This is a genomic window from Salinisphaera dokdonensis CL-ES53 (assembly GCF_040361215.1).
GTDB classification, from domain to species: Bacteria; Pseudomonadota; Gammaproteobacteria; order Nevskiales; family Salinisphaeraceae; genus Salinisphaera; species Salinisphaera dokdonensis.
Window position 1 is genome coordinate 59,952 of sequence record NZ_APND01000004.1, and the last position, 17,500, is coordinate 77,451.

At 63.4% G+C, this 17,500-nt stretch carries 15 protein-coding genes; 11 read left to right on the top strand and 4 right to left on the bottom strand.

Annotated features, from left to right (window positions below):
• Positions 1-40: 40 nt before the first annotated feature.
• The 3 genes from SADO_RS12680 to SADO_RS12690 are packed head-to-tail and all read right to left on the bottom strand — an operon-like array spanning position 41 to position 2,379.
• The gene (locus SADO_RS12680; protein WP_353111952.1) at positions 41-925 is read right to left on the bottom strand and encodes a carbon-nitrogen hydrolase; all 885 of its coding nucleotides are present in this window, start codon (positions 923-925) and stop codon (positions 41-43) included.
• Positions 925-1,956, bottom strand: coding sequence for an agmatine deiminase family protein (locus SADO_RS12685; protein ID WP_353111954.1), 1,032 nt, complete (start codon positions 1,954-1,956; stop codon positions 925-927). The genes SADO_RS12680 and SADO_RS12685 overlap by 1 nt, the downstream gene beginning before the upstream one ends.
• Positions 1,957-2,379: a hypothetical protein gene (locus SADO_RS12690; protein WP_353111956.1), complete on the bottom strand. Its 423-nt coding sequence runs from the start codon at positions 2,377-2,379 to the stop codon at positions 1,957-1,959.
• Positions 2,380-2,474: 95 nt separating this feature from the next.
• On the opposite strand from SADO_RS12690, the gene SADO_RS12695 reads away from it, so the two are divergent.
• From SADO_RS12695 to SADO_RS12735, 9 genes are all read left to right on the top strand, one after another.
• Positions 2,475-3,725, top strand: a complete 1,251-nt coding sequence (locus tag SADO_RS12695; protein WP_353111958.1) for a lipoprotein-releasing ABC transporter permease subunit — start codon at positions 2,475-2,477, stop codon at positions 3,723-3,725.
• Positions 3,718-4,425: a lipoprotein-releasing ABC transporter ATP-binding protein LolD gene (gene lolD / locus SADO_RS12700; protein WP_353111960.1), complete on the top strand. Its 708-nt coding sequence runs from the start codon at positions 3,718-3,720 to the stop codon at positions 4,423-4,425. Before SADO_RS12695 ends, lolD begins: the two co-directional genes overlap by 8 nt.
• 163 nt (positions 4,426-4,588) lie before the next feature.
• Positions 4,589-6,898, top strand: a complete 2,310-nt coding sequence (locus tag SADO_RS12705; protein ID WP_353111962.1) for a DNA internalization-related competence protein ComEC/Rec2 — start codon at positions 4,589-4,591, stop codon at positions 6,896-6,898.
• A gap of 70 nt (positions 6,899-6,968) precedes the next feature.
• Positions 6,969-7,580, top strand: coding sequence for a MotA/TolQ/ExbB proton channel family protein (locus SADO_RS12710; protein ID WP_353111964.1), 612 nt, complete (start codon positions 6,969-6,971; stop codon positions 7,578-7,580).
• Positions 7,577-7,984 carry an ExbD/TolR family protein gene (locus SADO_RS12715; RefSeq protein WP_353111966.1) on the top strand — a complete coding sequence of 136 codons (408 nt, stop codon included), beginning with the start codon at positions 7,577-7,579 and terminating at the stop codon, positions 7,982-7,984. The genes SADO_RS12710 and SADO_RS12715 overlap by 4 nt, the downstream gene beginning before the upstream one ends.
• Positions 7,985-8,049: 65 nt before the next feature.
• Positions 8,050-9,813 (top strand): lipid A export permease/ATP-binding protein MsbA, encoded by a 1,764-nt coding sequence (msbA, locus tag SADO_RS12720; RefSeq protein WP_353111968.1) that lies wholly within the window; start codon positions 8,050-8,052, stop codon positions 9,811-9,813.
• A gap of 11 nt (positions 9,814-9,824) precedes the next feature.
• Positions 9,825-10,823, top strand: a complete 999-nt coding sequence (lpxK, locus tag SADO_RS12725; RefSeq protein WP_353111970.1) for a tetraacyldisaccharide 4'-kinase — start codon at positions 9,825-9,827, stop codon at positions 10,821-10,823.
• A complete protein-coding gene (gene kdsB, locus SADO_RS12730) occupies positions 10,820-11,572 on the top strand; it encodes a 3-deoxy-manno-octulosonate cytidylyltransferase (RefSeq protein WP_353111972.1) in 753 nt (250 codons plus the stop codon). Before lpxK ends, kdsB begins: the two co-directional genes overlap by 4 nt.
• Positions 11,572-12,066, top strand: coding sequence for a low molecular weight protein-tyrosine-phosphatase (locus SADO_RS12735; protein WP_353111974.1), 495 nt, complete (start codon positions 11,572-11,574; stop codon positions 12,064-12,066). Before kdsB ends, SADO_RS12735 begins: the two co-directional genes overlap by 1 nt.
• Before the next feature lie 79 nt (positions 12,067-12,145).
• On the opposite strand, the gene SADO_RS12740 is transcribed toward SADO_RS12735, so the two are convergent.
• Entirely contained in the window at positions 12,146-15,577 is a 3,432-nt protein-coding gene (locus SADO_RS12740) for an Rne/Rng family ribonuclease (protein WP_353111976.1), read from the bottom strand.
• A 369-nt stretch (positions 15,578-15,946) separates the two neighbouring features.
• Between SADO_RS12740 and SADO_RS12745 the strand changes: the two genes are divergently transcribed.
• Together SADO_RS12745 and SADO_RS12750 are read left to right on the top strand one after the other, a co-directional pair.
• Positions 15,947-16,834, top strand: a complete 888-nt coding sequence (locus tag SADO_RS12745; protein WP_353111978.1) for an RluA family pseudouridine synthase — start codon at positions 15,947-15,949, stop codon at positions 16,832-16,834.
• Positions 16,831-17,493: an HAD family hydrolase gene (locus SADO_RS12750; RefSeq protein WP_353111980.1), complete on the top strand. Its 663-nt coding sequence runs from the start codon at positions 16,831-16,833 to the stop codon at positions 17,491-17,493. Before SADO_RS12745 ends, SADO_RS12750 begins: the two co-directional genes overlap by 4 nt.
• Positions 17,494-17,500 lie beyond the last annotated feature (7 nt).

The window sequence follows — 17,500 nt, forward strand, 5'->3', positions numbered from 1 at the left end:
GCTGCAACGAGTCCGGCGAATCACGGAGTCAACCGGTGTATCAGTCGCGGTAACGACGGGTGATATCGCCGAAGGCATCGACACGCCGGTCACGAAGGAACGGCCAGATACGTCGTAACTGCTCGGTGCGTTGCAGCTCGACGTTGGCGACGAGCAGTTCGGGATTCTCGCCGGCTTCTGCCAGGGTTTCGCCCTGCGGCCCGAACACGAAGCTGTGGCCCCAGAAACGGATTTCGGTGCCGTTATCGCCTTCGATACCGACGCGGTTGGAGGTCACCACGGCGAGGCTGTTGGCGATCGCGTGGCCACGCTGTACGCCCTGCCAGGCGCTGAGCTGGCGGGTTTGTTCCGCGTTGTCGTCGGTAGCGTCGTCCCAGCCGATCGCCGACGGATAGATCAGCAGTTCTGCGCCGGCGAGCGCCATCAGGCGGGCGGCTTCCGGATACCACTGGTCCCAGCAGACGAGCACGCCCAGTCGGCCGATCGAGGTATCGATCGGGGTAAAGCCCAGATCGCCGGGCGTGAAGTAGTACTTTTCGTAGTACTCGGGGTCGTCGGGAATATGCATCTTGCGATAACGCCCGGCGAGCGTGCCGTCACTGTCCAGTACGACCGCTGTGTTGTGGTACAGCCCGGCAGCGCGACGTTCGAACAACGAGGCCACGACCACGACGCCCGAGCCGCGGGCGGCTCTGGCTAGCCGTTCGGTCGACGGACCGGGAATCGGCTCGGCCAGATCGAAGAGAGCCGGATCCTCGCGCTGGCAGAAATAAGGGGTGTTATGCAGCTCGGGAAGCAGCACAAGCTTCGCGCCTGCGGCGCCGGCCTGCTCGATATAGGTCACGGCCGTATCCAGATTGGTGCCAAGATCGGGCGTGCAGGCGTATTGCGCGATGGCGACGCGCAGCTGGGATCGATCGGTCATTACGAGTGCTCGGCAGGGATCTGCATGGCAGCACAATGTAGGCCGCCGTGCTGACGAATCAAGGCACGACTGTCGACAGCGCGGATGTCGCGGTCCGGAAACAGCGCGGCGATGATCTCGTGCGCGGCTTTGTCGGCGGGATCGTCGAAGGCGGGAATGACCACACAGCCGTTGGCGATCAGGAAATTCGCATAGCCTGCGGGCAGGCGGTGGCCGTCGTCCGGATCGTGAATTGGGCTCGGCAGCGGCAATTCGACCAACCGATAGGGCAGGCCCTCGGCGTTGGTTAGCGCGGCGAGTTCTTCGGCCATGGCCGCCAGCGACGCGTAGTGGGCATCGTCGGTGTCGCGACAGCCCTGGTAGGCAATGGTGTCGGTCGCGACGAAGCGAGCGAGGGTGTCGATGTGGCCGTCGGTATCGTCGCCGATGAGATCGCCGCTGGCGAGCCAGTGCACTGTATCCACCCCGAGTGCGTCACGAAGCAGGGTCGCCGCACTGTCGCGATCAATATCCTCGTTACGCCGGCCCTTGATCAGACAACGCTCGGTCGTCAGCAAGGCGCCGGCGCCGTTAACCTCGATGCTGCCGCCTTCGAGCGTGAACTCGTGACGCTCCAGCGCGCCATCTCCCAATGTCCCTGTGGCAAGCACGGCGGCCGTGAAGGCATCGTCGCGAGTGGCGGCGAACTGGCCGCCCCAGCCGTCGAAGCGAAAATCCAGGAACCGGCGCACCTCGTTGTCGAAGACCGTTATGGGGCCGGTATCGCGGGCCCATATGTCGTCGTTGGGCACCTCTACCACGGTGAGCGCGACAAGACCGGCGAGCGCGGAATGGGCGGCGATGCTGTCGCGGCATTCGCTATCGGCGGCTGCGAGTAGAACCGGCTGGTACTCGCAGAGGATAGCGGCGAGCGCGGCGATGGCATCACGGGCGGCGGCCAGCCCATTGCCCCAGTCGGCGCCGTCGCGTGGCCAGACGAGAAGGGTGGCCTGTTGTGGCGCCCATTCCGGCGGCAGGATCCGTGTTGTCATCTAGTTATCGGTCTGGAGCTCTTCGGTGTGGGCAATTGGCTCGGGATGATCCGGCACCACGGCGTGGAGTACGTGGTCGTACTCGAAGTAGAGCCGGTAGTCGGGGTAGTCCCAGCGCGAGATCGGTGGCTGGCCGACCGGGCCACTCCGGCTCACCGGCTTGCCGTAGCGTGCAAGCACGCGGGACTTGGTCATGCCGCGCGGCGGCGTATCGGGGCGGGTCGCCGGCGTGGCGGGCGCGCTGTCCTGCGAAGTGCCAGATGCGCGCGGCATGTCGAGTACGGTGCCGCGTGTGGTGGTTTGTGTACGCTGTCCGGCCGGTTGCGGCGTGGTGTATTCGCCGCTGCCGTATCCGTCCGTGGCCGCGGCGAGCGCGCCCGCGGCCGGAAAAATAAGTGCCGAGGCCTGAACTAAAAGAATCACAGATGTTCTCATGCGCATGACCGATTTCCCCCGATGTGCTTGTCGGCAGCAGACCCCCTGCGCCGATGAACGCCATTATGCTTTAATGCGCGCCAATGTTTAGACCCCTCGAACTCTACGCCGGCCTGAAATATACGCGGGCCAAGCGGCGCAACCATTTCATCTCGTTCATTTCCTCCATCTCGATGGGCGGAATCGCGCTGGCCGTGATGCTGCTGATCACAGTGCTGTCGGTGATGAACGGGTTCGAAGCAGAACTGCGCGACCGCATCCTCGGCATGGCTTCGCATGTCGAGATCTCCAGTGGGCGCGGCTCGCTCAGCGACTGGCAGTCGCTGGAGAAGGAAGTCGACCGCCGCGTGGAGAACGTCGATGGCGCCGCGCCGTATATCAGTGGCGAAGGCATGCTGCGTACGGGTCGCAATCTGTCCGGCACGTTGATTCGCGGTGTGCTGCCCGCACAGGAACGCAACGTATCCGACGTGTCCCAGCACATGGTCGGGGGCGAGTTCGATTCTCTGGAGAAGGGCAAGTACCGCATTGTCATCGGCGCGGAGCTTGCGACGCTGCTAGGCGTGGATGTAGGCGACAAGGTCGACCTCATGATTCCAGAGGCGAACATCACGCCGGCCGGGATTGTGCCGCGTTTCCGGCGCTTCACCGTGGGCGGCATCTTCAAGGTCGGCATGTACGAGTACGACCGCGGCATGGTCATGATCCACATGGCCGACGCGGCAACGCTCTACAACATGAAAGACGGTGTCAGCGGCTTGCGGCTGCACCTCAAGGACATGTTCGACGCGCCTGACGTCAGCCGTCAGCTGCAGGTGATGCTGGATCCCGGCAAGCGCGTGTCCGACTGGACCCGCCAGCACGCCAACTTCTTCCACGCCATCGCCACCGAAAAGACGGTGATGTTCATCATCCTGAGCCTGATCATCGCGGTAGCGGCCTTCAATATCGTGTCCATGCTCGTCATGGTGGTCACCGACAAGCAGGGCGATATCGCCATCCTGCGAACACTGGGCATGGCGCCGAAATCGGTGATGGCGATCTTCATGGTGCAGGGCTCGCTGATCGGCGTGATCGGCACCGTGGTCGGCGTGGCGCTGGGCATCCTGCTGTCGATCAATATCGAACATATCGTGCCGATGCTCGAAAGCCTGCTGAAGACCGATCTGCTGTCCGCAGACGTCTACTACATCAGCCAGCTCAAGGCCGAGCTGCACGAGGCCGACGTGGTACGTATCGCCTTGCTGTCGCTCGTGCTGTCTTTTCTTTCCACGCTTTACCCGGCCTGGCGCGCGGCCCGGGTGCAGCCGGCGGAGGCGCTTCGCTATGAGTGACCAGGCGACCAACGTGCTGGGCTGCACGCATCTGTCCAAGGCCTTCACCGAGGTGCGCGAGCCGGTCACCGTCCTCGACGATATCAATCTGGATGTCGCTCCGGGCGCCAAGATTGCCGTGATCGGTGCTTCCGGTTCGGGCAAGTCGACGTTGCTGCATCTGCTCGGTGGCCTCGATGTACCCACGAAGGGTGAAGTGCGTATCGGCGGGCGCGATATGACGACGCTGTCGAACTCGGCCCGCGGCAAGCTGCGCAATGAAAAGCTGGGTTTCATCTACCAGTTTCATCACCTGCTGCCGGAATTCACTACAGTCGAGAACGTGGCCATGCCGCTTCTGATCCGGCGTGGTCCGCCGAAGAAAGCGCTGGATGCCGCCCGCGATCTGCTGCGTAAGGTGGGGCTGGGCGATCGGCTGGATCACAAGCCCACGGAGTTGTCCGGCGGCGAACGCCAGCGCGCGGCCGTGGCGCGGGCACTGGTCACGCGCCCGGCCTGCATTCTCGCCGACGAACCGACCGGCAACCTCGACCATCGCACCGCGGCGAGCGTGTTCGACATGATGCTTGAGCTCAACGAGTCGCTGAACACGAGTCTCGTCATGGTGACCCACGACCGCGAGTTGGCCCAGCGTATGGACCAGGTCTGGACGCTCGAGGACGGCCATCTCGCCGCGGCCGAGGCCAGCGCTTTTACCTAGTCTCCGGCCTGGCGTCGATACGTCGAACACCCGTGTACGCGACGCATGGTCGGTCGCGCTCTACCGGGCTCGCCGCTCCACGCTTGAGTTGTAGAGCAGGGCGGCCGATACACTCCATGCAGTTGTAACTAAGGCGCGTGCGTTGGCGCGCGCCGGGGTGTGAATGCCGAGCGGTCACCCGGCAGGGCAGAAGCAGCGTAGCTACGGCGGTTGGCTGACCTATGGACTGCGCGTTGCGGATGGAGATCTGCGGGTAGTCGCAGTAGCCGTGGTTGCGTCGACGCTCGTGGTCTATCTGCAACCCCAGCCGTTGCCATTGGGCGTGTTGCTCGCCTTGCTGCCGACTTGTCTTCTTCGATGGCCTGGCCATGTGCTGTTTGCGGTCGTGCTTTGTGCCAGCGCATTGGCGAGCATCGACATGCAGGCGCGTCTCGACTCGCGCTGGCCAGTGGCGCGCACCGGCGAAACGCTGATGCTGACCGGGCGTGTCTCCGGGCTGGTTGCCGAAGATGCCTTTCGCAGCCGTTTCGTGCTCGAACGCGACACCCCGCCTTATCGCACGCGTCTGTCGTGGTACGACGCGGAACGTCGCCTTCTACCGGGCGATTGCGTGACGGCCTCGGCAAAGCTCGATACGCCGCATGGTTCGGTAAATCCCGGCAGTTTCGATTACGAAGCCTGGCTCTGGCGGGAAGGGATTGATGCCACCGGTTATATCCGCACGATGGGTCAGTGCGATCTGCCGGCGATCATGTCCATCGATCGTTGGCGGGCCCTTGCACTCGAACGCCTGGAGGGCATGTTGGCCGGCGCGCCGATGCAGGGCATCATCGCGGCGCTATCGCTCGGGGCGCGGGACGGCATTACCGATCCGCAATGGGATGTACTACGCGCTACTGGGACCAATCATCTGGTGGCGATTTCCGGACTGCATATCGGGCTGATCGCAGGCTGGCTATTCTTCGTGACGCGGTGGCTGGCGCTACGGTTGTCTTGCGGTATCTCCGCCACGCGTTTCGCTGCGGTGGTGGCTTTTGCGGGCGCGCTGGCCTATGCGCTGCTTGCAGGACTTGCCCTGCCGACCCAACGTGCCGTGATCATGGTCGCAGCGGGACTGTTCGCGACGGTTACGATGCGCCAGCTAGCGCTCACGCGCGTATTGGCAATCGCTGCGATTGGCGTGGTGCTTTGGTCGCCCGTCTCGGTTATTGCGCCCGGCTTCTGGTTGTCCTTTGGCGCCGTGGCATGGCTGCTGTACCTCGGTCGCTTCGCCACGCAGAGTCGCGTCAAGGGCTTCATTGTGTTGCAACTGGCGCTTGTCGCAGGGCTTGCTCCGGTGACGGCCTGGTTCTTCGGTTCAGCATCCCTGGTCGCGCCGCTGGTGAATGCGCTGTTGATACCGGTCGCTGCATTCGCGGTGCCGGTGATTCTGGCGATTACGATGCTGGCGCTTGCGTGGCCTACGGCAGGCGGGCCGCTGCTGGCGCTGTTGTCGGATGCCCTCAATCTCGCTTGGCCCGCGCTGGTCGCAGTCGCCGAATGGCCGGGCGCAGCGGTCGATATCGCGATCCCCGGCATGTTTGCGCTCGCGTTGGCAGTTCTGGGCGTCGCTGTGCTGTGTATGCCACGTGGTTTGCCCGGGCGCTGGTTGGCGCCGGTATTTCTGTTGCCCGCGTTGTTTGGTTGGCGACCGGTCGGGGACGTTATCGCGCCGGGCGGCTATCGGTTGACGATGCTGGATGTGGGACAGGGGCTGGCCGTGGTGGTGCGCACTCGTACGCATACGCTGGTCTACGACGCCGGCCCGGCTTATCGCAGTGGCTTCGATGCCGGCGAGGCCTTTGTCGTGCCGTATCTGCGCTATGTGCAGCGCCCGTACGTCGAACGGCTGATCCTCAGCCATGGTGATCTGGATCATGCCGGCGGTGCGAACGCCCTCGCACAAGCGTTGCCTGTTGAAGAGCGGGTCGGTGCCGGTGGAACACGCGCGTGCTGGGCTGGCGAAGCTTGGGCGTGGGACGGTGTTCGCTTCTCATTCGTCTATCCGCGCCCGGGCGACTTGAGCGCGGACAGTCCCAGCAATGCGCGATCCTGCGTGTTGCGTATCAACGGCGCAGGTGGGGCGACGCTACTGACCGGCGATATCGAGGACAGAACCGAAGCGTTGCTCGTTGCGCGCGATATGCCATCACTCGCCGCCGACGTGCTCATCGTTCCCCATCACGGTAGCGCCAGTTCCAGCTCACAGGCGTTTCTCGACGCCGTGACGCCTGACTATGCGCTGATTTCGGCGGGGTGGAACAATCGCTGGGGCTTCCCCGCGGCCACGGTTGTTCAGCGGCTGTCGGCAGTTGGCGCACAGATAAGGAACACCGCGACAGCAGGTGCGATCGAAGTGCGGGTCTCGCCGGGAAGTCCGATCGAGGTCGAATCGTGGCGCGCGATATCCGCACGGGCCTGGCGGGTACCGTGACAGCGGCGGGTGGCCGCGACCGGCGCGCACGATTATCATGCCGGCTCGCCTGATATCTAAAGGGAGACGCATGGCGGATATGCTCGCGGCCGGCGGCTGGTTGATGCTGCCGATCGCAATCTGCTCAGTGTTGGGGCTCGCGATCGTGATCGAGCGCGCCTGGGCCTTGCGCGCATTGCGTATTGCGCCGCCACGTCTCGTCGAACAGCGCGATCAGCTGGCGCGATCGCCCGCGTTGAGCGCGCCCGACCGCGAGGCCATGGAGTCCCACAGCCCACTCGGTCGCGTATGGGCTGCGGTGCTTGCGACCCGCAACGATGGTGCGGACATCCGGCGCGAGAGAATCGAGGAGGCTGGTCGCCAGGCCGCGCACGACATGTCGCGCTACTTGAATACGCTCGGCACCATTGCCGCGATTACCCCATTGCTCGGCCTGCTCGGCACGGTGGCGGGCATGATCCGTATCTTCGCCACGATGACCGAATCCGGGCTCGGCGACGCGCAGGCCCTGGCTGGCGGCATCGGTCAGGCGCTCGTGACTACTGCAGCCGGTCTGTGTGTGGCGATCCCGGCACTCGTGGCCTATCGCTATTTCAATGGTCTGGTGGAAAAACGCGGGCTGCTACTGGAGCAATGGGCGGTTCGCCTGATCGAGCTGCAGCGCGGTGACGGCCGCCCATGAAGTTTGTGCGCCGAACGGTCGATCAGGAGCCCTCGGTCAATCTTACGCCGCTGATCGACATCGTCTTTCTGCTGCTGATCTTCTTCATGGTTTCCAGCCGCTTCATTGACGAGCGCGATCTGCGTCTGGAGTTGCCGGCGGCGGCTACCGCACAACCCAGCGTCAGCGAGGACGCACTGGTCGTGGACGTGACCGGCGAAGGCGCCTATCGGGTGGACGGCGACACGACCGAGTCAGCGGCGCTGGTCGCGTCCCTGCGTGCGCTACGGGCACAATACCCCGATCGTGCGCTGCGAGTGCGTGCCGACGGCAGCGCGGCACACACGGCCGTGGTGCGCGCGTTGGACTCGGCCTCGCAGGCCGGGTTCGAGCGCGTCGAGATCGCGACGCGCAGCGGCAATTGAACACCCGACGCGGGCGGTGCCCGCTCTGTCGATACTGATTCTCCCTACGGAACAGGCTTCGGATTTTGGCGAAGAAGAAAATCGAGACCCACATGCCGATTGGCGAGATCTATCCTCGCTTGCTGCGCTATACGTGGGTCCACAAGAAATGGCTGGGTATCGCCATGGTCGGTATGGCCGGTTATGCCGCGGCCGACACCGGCCTGATCTATATCCTGAAACCGTTGCTGGACGGCAGCATCGTCGATCGCGATCCGTGGATGATCCGCTGGATCCCGCTGTTCATGCTCGGGTTGTTCCTGATGCGCGGGGTGTTCGGCTTCTGTTCCAGCTACGGCATGTCCTGGGTCGCCAACCGCGTCATCTACAACGTACGGCACGATATTTTCGCTCAGTTCCTGAAGCTCCCCTCGAGCTTTTTCGATGCGAACTCTACCGGTAAAACCACCGCCAAGCTGACCTATTACACCGGCCAGATATCCGGCGCCGCGACCAGCGCGATCACGATCATGATCCAGGATACGCTTCGGATCGTCGGGTTCACGTTCCTGATGTTCTGGGTGAACTGGTCCCTGGCGCTGATCACGCTGGTCGTCGGGCCGATCATTGCGGTGATCATCAGCCATGTGTCCAAGCGCTTTCGCCGCTATAGCATGAGCATTCAGCAGTCGATGAGCGACATCACCCATGTGAGCGAGGAAGTGCTCACGGGCCAGCGCGTGGTGAAGGTGTTCGGCGGCGAAGAGCATGAGCGTAAGAGTTTCGACCGCATCAATGAACGCAATCGACGCATGTCGATGCGCAAGGCGACGACCAGTGCGGCCAGCGTACCGGTGATTCAGTTGATTGCCGCGTTCGCCGTGGCGTTCGTGGTATCTGTGGCGGTCCGCGACAGTGGTGGCGGTATCATGTCACCCGGTGACTTGGCGACGTTCTTTGGCGCCATGATGGCCATGATGGGCCCGATAAAGCGCCTGACCAGCGTCAACGCGACTATCCAAGCGGGTATGGCGGCCGCCGGTGCGATCTTCGAGCTCATTGATGAGCCGAAAGAGAACGATAGCGGCACGCGCTCCATCGAACGCGCCAAAGGCGATATCGTCGTACGGGATCTGTCCTTCCGCTATCCGCGCACCGAGCAAAAGGTGCTCCGCAATATCAATTTCGAAGTCAAACCCGGTCAGACCGTAGCCTTTGTCGGGCGATCTGGCAGCGGCAAATCGACATTGTTGTCGTTGCTCCCGCGGTTCTACGACTACAGCGAGGGCAGCATGCGCCTCGATGGTCACGAGCTGCTGGACTACAAGCTCGGCGACCTTCGTCAGCAGATCAGCCTGGTGGATCAGAACGTGGTGCTGTTCAACGACACCGTGGCCGGCAATATTGCCTACGGCGCACTCGGCGGCGCGGATCGCGAAACCGTGGTCGACGCCGCGCGCCGTGCCTATGCGGCAGACTTTATCGAGTCCCTGCCGAACGGCTATGACACGCTGGTGGGTCAGAACGGCATCATGCTGTCCGGCGGGCAGCGCCAACGCATCGCTATCGCGCGTGCGCTGCTCAAGGACTCGCCGATTCTTATTCTCGACGAGGCCACCTCCGCGCTCGACACGGAATCGGAAAAGGCGATTCAAAAAGGCCTGGACGTGCTCATGCGCGATCGCACCACGCTCGTGATCGCGCATCGCTTGTCCACGATTCAGGATGCCGACCGGATTGTCGTCATGCACGACGGCGAGCTGGTGGAGCAGGGCACCCATTCCGAGCTCATGCAGATTGGCGGCCATTACCGCAGCCTGCACGATATTCAGTTCTCGCAGCCGGGCTAGCCGGGGCTCGCGTGCGCGCGGCGCTTGAACGCAGCTGGTACCGCCCGGGCGGGGCCTGGATTCTGCTCAAACCGCTGGCCTGGTTGTTTGGGTGGGGCGTCGCGCTGCGTCAGATGGCGTATCGACGCGGCTGGCTGCAAACGGAGCGCGTTGCTGCGCCCGTGCTTGTGGTCGGAAACATTACGGTCGGCGGTAGCGGCAAGACGCCGCTCACGCTGGCACTCGTTGAAAAGCTGAAGGCGAAAGGGCGACGGGTCGGCGTTGTCTCTCGCGGCTATGGCGGTCATGCCGCCGCCTATCCGGCACGGGTTACAGCTGATTCGTCGCCGGCTGTCTGTGGTGATGAGCCGTTGATGATCGCCAGCGTGACCGGGGTGCCGGTCGTGGTCGATCCGCGACGCCCGCGCGGCGCCCGCTGGCTGGTAGATCAGGAGAACGTCGATATCGTCATCGCCGATGACGGGCTCCAGCACTATGCGTTGGCGCGCGACGGCGAAATCGCGGTGACCGACGGCCGACGCGGACTGGGCAATGGCTGGCTATTGCCGGCAGGACCGCTGCGTGAGCCACAGAAGAGGTTGAGCACGGTCGATCTGGCGCTGACGCACGGCGCGGGTGCGGACTTCTGGTTAGCGCCGGGGGCGGTTCATGCGCTTGTCGGTGATGAAAGCCACGTATTGGCCGACTTTCGTGGAGACACGATGCACGCCGTGGCGGGTATTGGCGACCCCGCACGCTTTTTCGCGATGCTTCGCGAGGCGGGGCTGGCGGTCATCGAGCACGCCATGCCAGACCACCATATCTATGAACCCGACGATATCCTCTTTGACGATTCGTTACCCGTTTTGATGACGCACAAGGATGCCGTCAAATGCGCGGGCTTCGCAGACGCGCAACACTGGTACGTGAGTGCGGAGTTGGTATTCGATCCGTCTGCCGAAGCGCGGGTCGATACATTGCTCGAGCGCCTGTGCGCACATGGCCGGACCCAGGAGAGCCCCACACCATGAGTTTTGTCGTTGTCATTCCGGCGCGTCTGGCCAGTACGCGGCTGCCGGACAAGGTCCTGCGCGAGATCGCAGGTGAGCCGATGCTGGCGCACGTCTGCCGTGCCGCGCTGGCAAGTGCGGCAGCCGAGGTCTGTGTCGCGACCGATTCCGATGCGATTGCGCGCGCGGCCGAGCAGGCCGGGTCGACGGCTTGCATGACCCGGGCGGATCATTCCTGCGGTAGCGATCGGATCGCGGAAGTGGCGGCCCAGCGTGGCTGGCCGGACGATGCCATCGTGGTGAACGTGCAAGCCGATGAGCCGATGATGCCGTCAAGCCTGATCGACCAGGTCGGCGCGGCGCTTGCAGACGACGCGTCGGCGGGGATGGCGACCGCGTGCACTCCCATCACGGATCACGAGGAATTCCTCAATCCGAATGTCGTGAAGGTCGTGCCCAACGCGCAGGGGCGTGCGTTGTATTTCAGCCGTGCCGCCATTCCGTTTCACCGCGAAAGCGCCAACGCCGAATTCGAAGGTGCTTTTCGCCATCTTGGTATCTACGCTTATCGCGTAGGTGCGCTCAAGCGTTTCTCGGCGGCGCCGCCCGGTATGCTCGAAAAACGGGAATCACTCGAGCAGCTTCGGGCTTTCGATTTGGATATTCCGATTGCACTGGTCGAGGCAGTGGCCGTACCCGGCCCCGGCGTCGATACGGCCGCCGACCTGGATCGCGTGGCGCAACTGATAGCGGAGGCTAGCGCGCAATAATGAAACAGGACGAAACGCTTTCCGTGCTCTTTGTGTGCCTGGGCAATATCTGCCGCTCGCCAAGCGCGCATGGCGTGTTTCGCAAGGCCGTGGCCGAAGCAGGCCTTGGCGATAGAGTATCTATTGAGTCCGCGGGGACGGGCGACTGGCATATCGGCAAGGCGCCCGATCGGCGGGCTACCGCCGCAGCTGCGTCGCGGGGCATCGATGTCACTGACCTGCGAGCACAGCAGGTCACGCCAGCGGACCTGAATCGATTCGATTATGTACTCGCCATGGACGCCGACAACCTTGCGGACTTGGAGCGTATGGCGCCCGCAACAGGGCAGGTGCGGGCATACGTGGCGCTATTCGGTGCGTACAGCGCCAACTATCGGAACGCGCCCGTGCCGGATCCATATTTCGGCGGTGACCAGGGTTTCGAGCATGTCCTCGACATGATCGAAGATGCATCCGCTGGGCTGCTCGAGGAAATCAAGGCGCGATTGAGCTGACTTTCGTGCTGACCAAAAAGGCATGAAAAAGCCCCGCCCGTTCTACGGGTCGGGGCTTTTTACTGAGCGCAGCCTGGATTCAGCTTTGCGTGGAGGTGTTTGCCTTGCTGTCATCATCCGCTTCGTCGTCAGCGACGCTCGCGGTTTCCACTTGCTGAAGCTTGGGCGATTCGTTGTCGGCGCTGTCTTTGCTAGAGGCGACGATTTCGTCGACGCTTGCCCGCGGTTGCGCTTCTGCAACGGTTTCGGCGGTGGTTGCCGTCTTCGGCTCCTCGCTGGTTTCAACCTCGGCGCTGTCTTTGACCTCGGACTGGCTTGTGCTGTCTTCGGCTACGGTTTCGACTTGCTGAAGTGTCGGTTCGGGGGCCGCCTCGCTGTCGTCAGACTGGGCGCTGACCTCTGTCTCAGCGACGGCTTCAGGCATCTCGGCCTCGGCCGGTTTCGGCGCATCTTCGGCCGTTGCCGCTTGCTTGGGTTTCGGCTGCTCAGCTTCGGCTTCGTCGTTATCGGCGGCCGGCACGTTTTCCTTCTTGTCCGCCGCGGGTTTGCGCGGCTTGCGAGCGCGTTTCGGCTTCTTTTTCGGCTGAGCCTCTTCGGCCTCAGACTTGATTTCCGGTTCCGGTTCCGGTTCCGGTTCGGCGTCAGCAGCCTCAGGCGTATGCGGTGAGTCGCTAATGGCTTCGGCCTCAAGGGCCGGCCCAGCACCGCTTGTGGCCGAGCTCTGCCGCTCGGACGCCGCCCGTGCGTTGTCGCTCGCCGTCACCGCAGACCACGGCTCATCGTCCTCAGGCGCCGGGGCCTTCAATGCGCTCGAGGCATTGGCCTGTTTTTCGGTGCTCGGCTCGGCGGCGTCATTCGATTCGCTGGGTGAATCGTCCTTGGCCGCGGCATCCGGCTTGTCTGCGTTAAGCGCGCTGTCGTCGGACGGGGCCGGCGTCGTGGCCGCCGGTTCTGGCTGGGCGGCAGGCTTGGGCGCGTTTTCACCAGAATCGTCAGACGCGGAATTGGCGTTGTTATCGGTTCCGTTGTCGGAATCGTTCGACTCGGCGTCGTTCTCCGCCTGCCGGTTGCGGTTGCGGCCCCCGCGACGGCCGCGACCACCACGGCGGCGACGGCGACGGCCGCCGTTGCCGGACTCACCATCCTGGTTGCCGTCGTTATTGTCAGTGCTGGCTTGACCGCGCGCGTCATCGTTCTGGTCAGCGCTGTCGGTGGAGGTCGACGCGTTTGCCTGCTGCTTCAGAGTCTCGTCGGATTTTGACTCGCCGTTGTCCTCGGCCGGTTTCGCATTGCGGCGATCATCCGACTTGGATTGCTTCGGCTGATTGTCGGGCTTCGGCTCGTTATTACTCTTGCCGTTCGAGGCCTGTTTTCCGTTACCGGATTTTTTGCCGGCATCGGCGTTCTTGGGCGAACCATCCGACTTGCCGTTGTTCTTCTTGCCCTGGTCGGCGTTCTTCGAGCCGTTGCTTTTCTGGCTGTTGCGCTGATCATTGCCTTGGTTATTGCTCTGGCCGGCGTCCTGCGCATTCTCGCCGTTGCCGGCGTCGTTGTTGCCTCGGTTGTTACGGCGATTGCGGCCACCGCGACGTGAACGCTTGTTGCCGCTGCTGTTGCTGTCACCGCTCGCGTTATCGGAGCGGCGCGAACGGCTGGGCCGGGTCTTCTGTGCGCCGCCGCTGGACGCGTTGTCGCTATTGCTGCTCTGTTCGGCCTTGCCCTGGGCCGGCGCGGCCTTGGTGGTTGCCTTGGACCGTGCCGCGCTGTCGCCAGCGACGATGCGACGCATGGCATCCCACAGCTGCTGCCAGGGCGTCATGGCAGCAGCGGCTGATGCCGCGGGCGCTGCGGTGGCCGCGGCCTGTTCGGGCGTGTCCTGCTTGCGCTCGATCACGGGCGCATCGGGGCGGGCAACCCGCTTGACGGCCGGTTCTTCACGAGCCGTGTTGGCAGCGCTCGCGTGGTTCGGCTCGACCGGCTTTTCGATCTCGACGTGCGTGTCGAGGCGGTAGCTGGTCGCGTCGTTGGCGTCTTCCTTGAGCTGGTCGCCGCGTACGCGTTTGATCTCGTAATGCGGGGTTTCCAGCGTGTGGTTGGGTACCAGTGTGACCTGGGTGCCGGAGCGCTTCTCGACGCCCGCGATATCGTCGCGCTTCTCGTTGAGAAGGAAGCTCGCGACGGCGACCGGCAACTGCACGATGACGCGACCGGTGGCCGGCTTCATCGCTTCTTCCTCGAGCAGGCGCAGGATCGACAGCGACAGCGATTCCACGCTACGGATGCTGCCGCGGCCGAGGCAGCGCGGGCAGGCCTGGCTGGAATACTCGGACAGCGACGGCTTGAGGCGCTGGCGTGACATTTCCAGCAGGCCGAAGCGCGAAATGCGTCCGATCTGAACCCGAGCGCGGTCGACCTTGGCGGCCTGCTTGAGGCGATTCTCGACCTCGCGCTGGTTCTTGTTGTTCTCCATGTCGATGAAGTCGATGACGACCAGCCCACCGAGATCACGGATACGCAGCTGGCGCGCGACTTCGTCGGCGGCTTCCAGGTTGGTGTTGAAAGCCGTTTCCTCGATGCCGCTGCCCTTGGTCGCGCGCGCCGAGTTGATGTCCACCGAGGTCATGGCCTCGGTGTGGTCGATCACGATCGAGCCGCCGGAGGGCAGGGTGACTTCGCGCTCGAAGGCGCTCTCGATCTGGGATTCGACCTGGAAACGCGAAAACAGCGGCGTTTCGTCGGTGTAATGCTTGAGCTTGTTGAGCGCATGCGGCATCACCTGCTGCATGAACTCGCGCCCGGTTTCGTAGATCTCGTCCTGATCGATGACCACTTCGCCGATGTCGTCACGAAGATAATCGCGCAGTGCGCGAATGATGACATTCGACTCCTGATAGATCAGGAACGGCGCTTTGCGCGCCTCGGCGGCATCGCCGATCGCCTTCCAGACGTGGGCCAGGTAATCGAGATCCCACTGCAACTCTTCGGCACAGCGGCCTACACCAGCAGTGCGCACGATCACGCCCATGCCGTTGGGCACCTGTACCTCGTTGAGGGCTTCTCGCAGCTCGTTGCGGTCTTCACCCTCGATACGGCGGGACACGCCGCCGGCACGCGGATTGTTCGGCATGAGCACCAGATAGCGCCCGGCCAGGCTCACAAAGGTGGTCAGTGCAGCACCCTTGTTGCCGCGTTCTTCCTTCTCGACCTGGACGATGATTTCCTGGCCTTCGGAAAGCGCGTGCTTGATGCTTTCCTTGCCGCCGCTCTGGCCGTTGTTGAAGTACTCCTTGGCCACTTCCTTGAGCGGCAGGAAACCGTGGCGATTGCCGCCATAATCGATGAAGGCGGCCTCGAGGCTGGGCTCGACGCGTGTGACGCGGCCCTTGTAGACATTGGCCTTGCGCTGTTCGCGGCTGCCAACTTCAATATCTAGATCATGAAGCTTCTGGCCATCGACGATCGCCACGCGCAGCTCTTCGGGCTGCGTGGCGTTGATCAAAATGCGTTTCATTCGGATGAATCTCGACTGGCGCTCGACTGTCGAAAAGCGTCTGCGGCGCGCGCAAATAGGCGCCAGCCGCCGGCGTACCGAAATATTCGCGCCCGGCGAGGGCGTCGACTATCACGCGATACAGAGCAGCTATCAGACAGGAGCACATGGATAAAATTTAAGTGACTCTTCACGGAAAACACGCTGTTCAGGGCGCATGCTAGGCTTGCCCTCGATTTCAGCGTGTGACAAAAACTGTCAGTCGGTGATTGCGTACCCGCGCGGGAAAGGCGTCGGCGGACAGGTCAATCAACCTGACCTTGGGAGTGTAATCTGACTACGGCACCCGCTCAAGTTCGTTATGTCCGTATCGATAACAACGATGCCGGCATGCGACTCGACAACTTTCTGCTACGCACCTTCAAGAACGTGCCCAAATCGAAGGTCTACCGGATCATTCGTAGCGGTGAGGTGCGCGTGAACCGCGGCCGCGCCAAGCCGGGGACTCGTCTGGCCGAGGCCGACGAGATCCGGCTGCCGCCGGTACGGCAGAAGGAAAAGCCCGGCCCGGGGCGACCGCCCGATCATCTCATTAAGCGTGTCGACAAGGCGTTACTTGTCGAACGGGATGATGTGCTCGTCTTCAACAAGCCGCCCGGGCTCGCCGTGCACGCGGGTAGCGGTCTGCGCTTCGGGCTTATCGAGATACTGCGTGTCTCGCGCGCGGGGGAATATGTAGAACTCGTGCATCGCCTGGACCGCCACACCAGCGGCTGTCTTCTGGTCGCCCGATCACGCGCCGCGCTCGATAGCCTGAGGGCAGGGCTCAACGATGCGGCGGCCAGCAAGCGGTATCTGGCACTTGTAGACGGACACTGGCAACACGGCTCGATCGAGGTCGATGTGCCGCTGTCGCGCGACGTCGAGCGGAGTGGCGAGCGGATGGTAGTGGTCGATACGGCAGGTGGCAAGGCCAGCGTATCGCACTTCACGCCGATCGCCTTTTATCGAGACGCCACGCTGATGTCGGTCGAGATCAAGACGGGGCGAACCCATCAGATACGCGTGCACGCGGCGCATTGCGGCCATCCGGTTGCGGCTGACGACAAATACGGCGCGAACGCCCGTGCGGCGCGCTGGCGCGAGCGTGGGCTCGAGCGGATGTTCCTTCACGCCGAACACCTGCAGCTGCAACACGCCGGTGAGACGCTCGATATCAAGGCCCCGCTGGCCGATGACCTGCACAAGATTCTCGATACGCTGGAGCCGAACCAATGAAGGGCTACGAACTGCTGGTCTTCGACTGGGACGGCACCTTGATGGATTCGGCGGGCGAGATCGTCTCGGCCATGCAGCATGCGATCCAGGCGACCGGGCTGCCCGAGCGCACACCCGAGCAGATGCGCCAGCTCATCGGTCTGGGTCTGGATGATGTGCTCGCGCGGTTGTTCCCCGAACTGGATACGCAACGTGTTCGTGCGAAGCTCGATGCCTATCGCGCGCGTTACGGCATGCGACGCAGCACAGCGATTCTGTTTCCGCCGGTGATGGCCGCGTTGGAGATGCTTCGCGACAGGGACTATTGTCTGGCGGTTGCCACGGGCAAGAGTCGTCGCGGGCTCGATGCCGCCATGGAAGACACGGGCACGCGAGACTTCTTTTCGTTCACGCGCTGCGCGGACGAGTCGCTCCCCAAGCCGGCGCCGGCGATGCTCGAGGACATCCTGCTGCGCTCCGCGACTCTGACGGAGAAGGCGCTGATGATTGGCGATACCGAATACGATATCGCCATGGCGCGTGCCGCGGGCGTGGACGCAATCGGCGTTGGCTGCGGTGTTCACGATGCCGCGCGCCTGCGCCGTGCCGGCGCGCTCGATGTGCTCGACACGGTCGAAGCGCTTCCAGCGTGGCTGGCCTGTGAGCAAAGATCGGCCTGAACGCCGG

What these genes read in the sequence shown, in the direction of transcription:
- SADO_RS12680 (WP_353111952.1), bottom strand. Translation starts at nt 925, where the DNA reads ATGACCGATCGATCCCAGCTGCGCGTCGCCATCGCGCAATACGCCTGC.
- SADO_RS12685 (WP_353111954.1), bottom strand. Translation starts at nt 1,956, where the DNA reads ATGACAACACGGATCCTGCCGCCGGAATGGGCGCCACAACAGGCCACC.
- SADO_RS12695 (WP_353111958.1), top strand. Translation starts at nt 2,475, where the DNA reads ATGTTTAGACCCCTCGAACTCTACGCCGGCCTGAAATATACGCGGGCC.
- lolD (WP_353111960.1), top strand. Translation starts at nt 3,718, where the DNA reads ATGAGTGACCAGGCGACCAACGTGCTGGGCTGCACGCATCTGTCCAAG.
- SADO_RS12705 (WP_353111962.1), top strand. Translation starts at nt 4,589, where the DNA reads ATGCCGAGCGGTCACCCGGCAGGGCAGAAGCAGCGTAGCTACGGCGGT.
- SADO_RS12710 (WP_353111964.1), top strand. Translation starts at nt 6,969, where the DNA reads ATGGCGGATATGCTCGCGGCCGGCGGCTGGTTGATGCTGCCGATCGCA.
- SADO_RS12715 (WP_353111966.1), top strand. Translation starts at nt 7,577, where the DNA reads ATGAAGTTTGTGCGCCGAACGGTCGATCAGGAGCCCTCGGTCAATCTT.
- kdsB (WP_353111972.1), top strand. Translation starts at nt 10,820, where the DNA reads ATGAGTTTTGTCGTTGTCATTCCGGCGCGTCTGGCCAGTACGCGGCTG.
- SADO_RS12735 (WP_353111974.1), top strand. Translation starts at nt 11,572, where the DNA reads ATGAAACAGGACGAAACGCTTTCCGTGCTCTTTGTGTGCCTGGGCAAT.
- SADO_RS12740 (WP_353111976.1), bottom strand. Translation starts at nt 15,577, where the DNA reads ATGAAACGCATTTTGATCAACGCCACGCAGCCCGAAGAGCTGCGCGTG.
- SADO_RS12745 (WP_353111978.1), top strand. Translation starts at nt 15,947, where the DNA reads ATGCGACTCGACAACTTTCTGCTACGCACCTTCAAGAACGTGCCCAAA.
- SADO_RS12750 (WP_353111980.1), top strand. Translation starts at nt 16,831, where the DNA reads ATGAAGGGCTACGAACTGCTGGTCTTCGACTGGGACGGCACCTTGATG.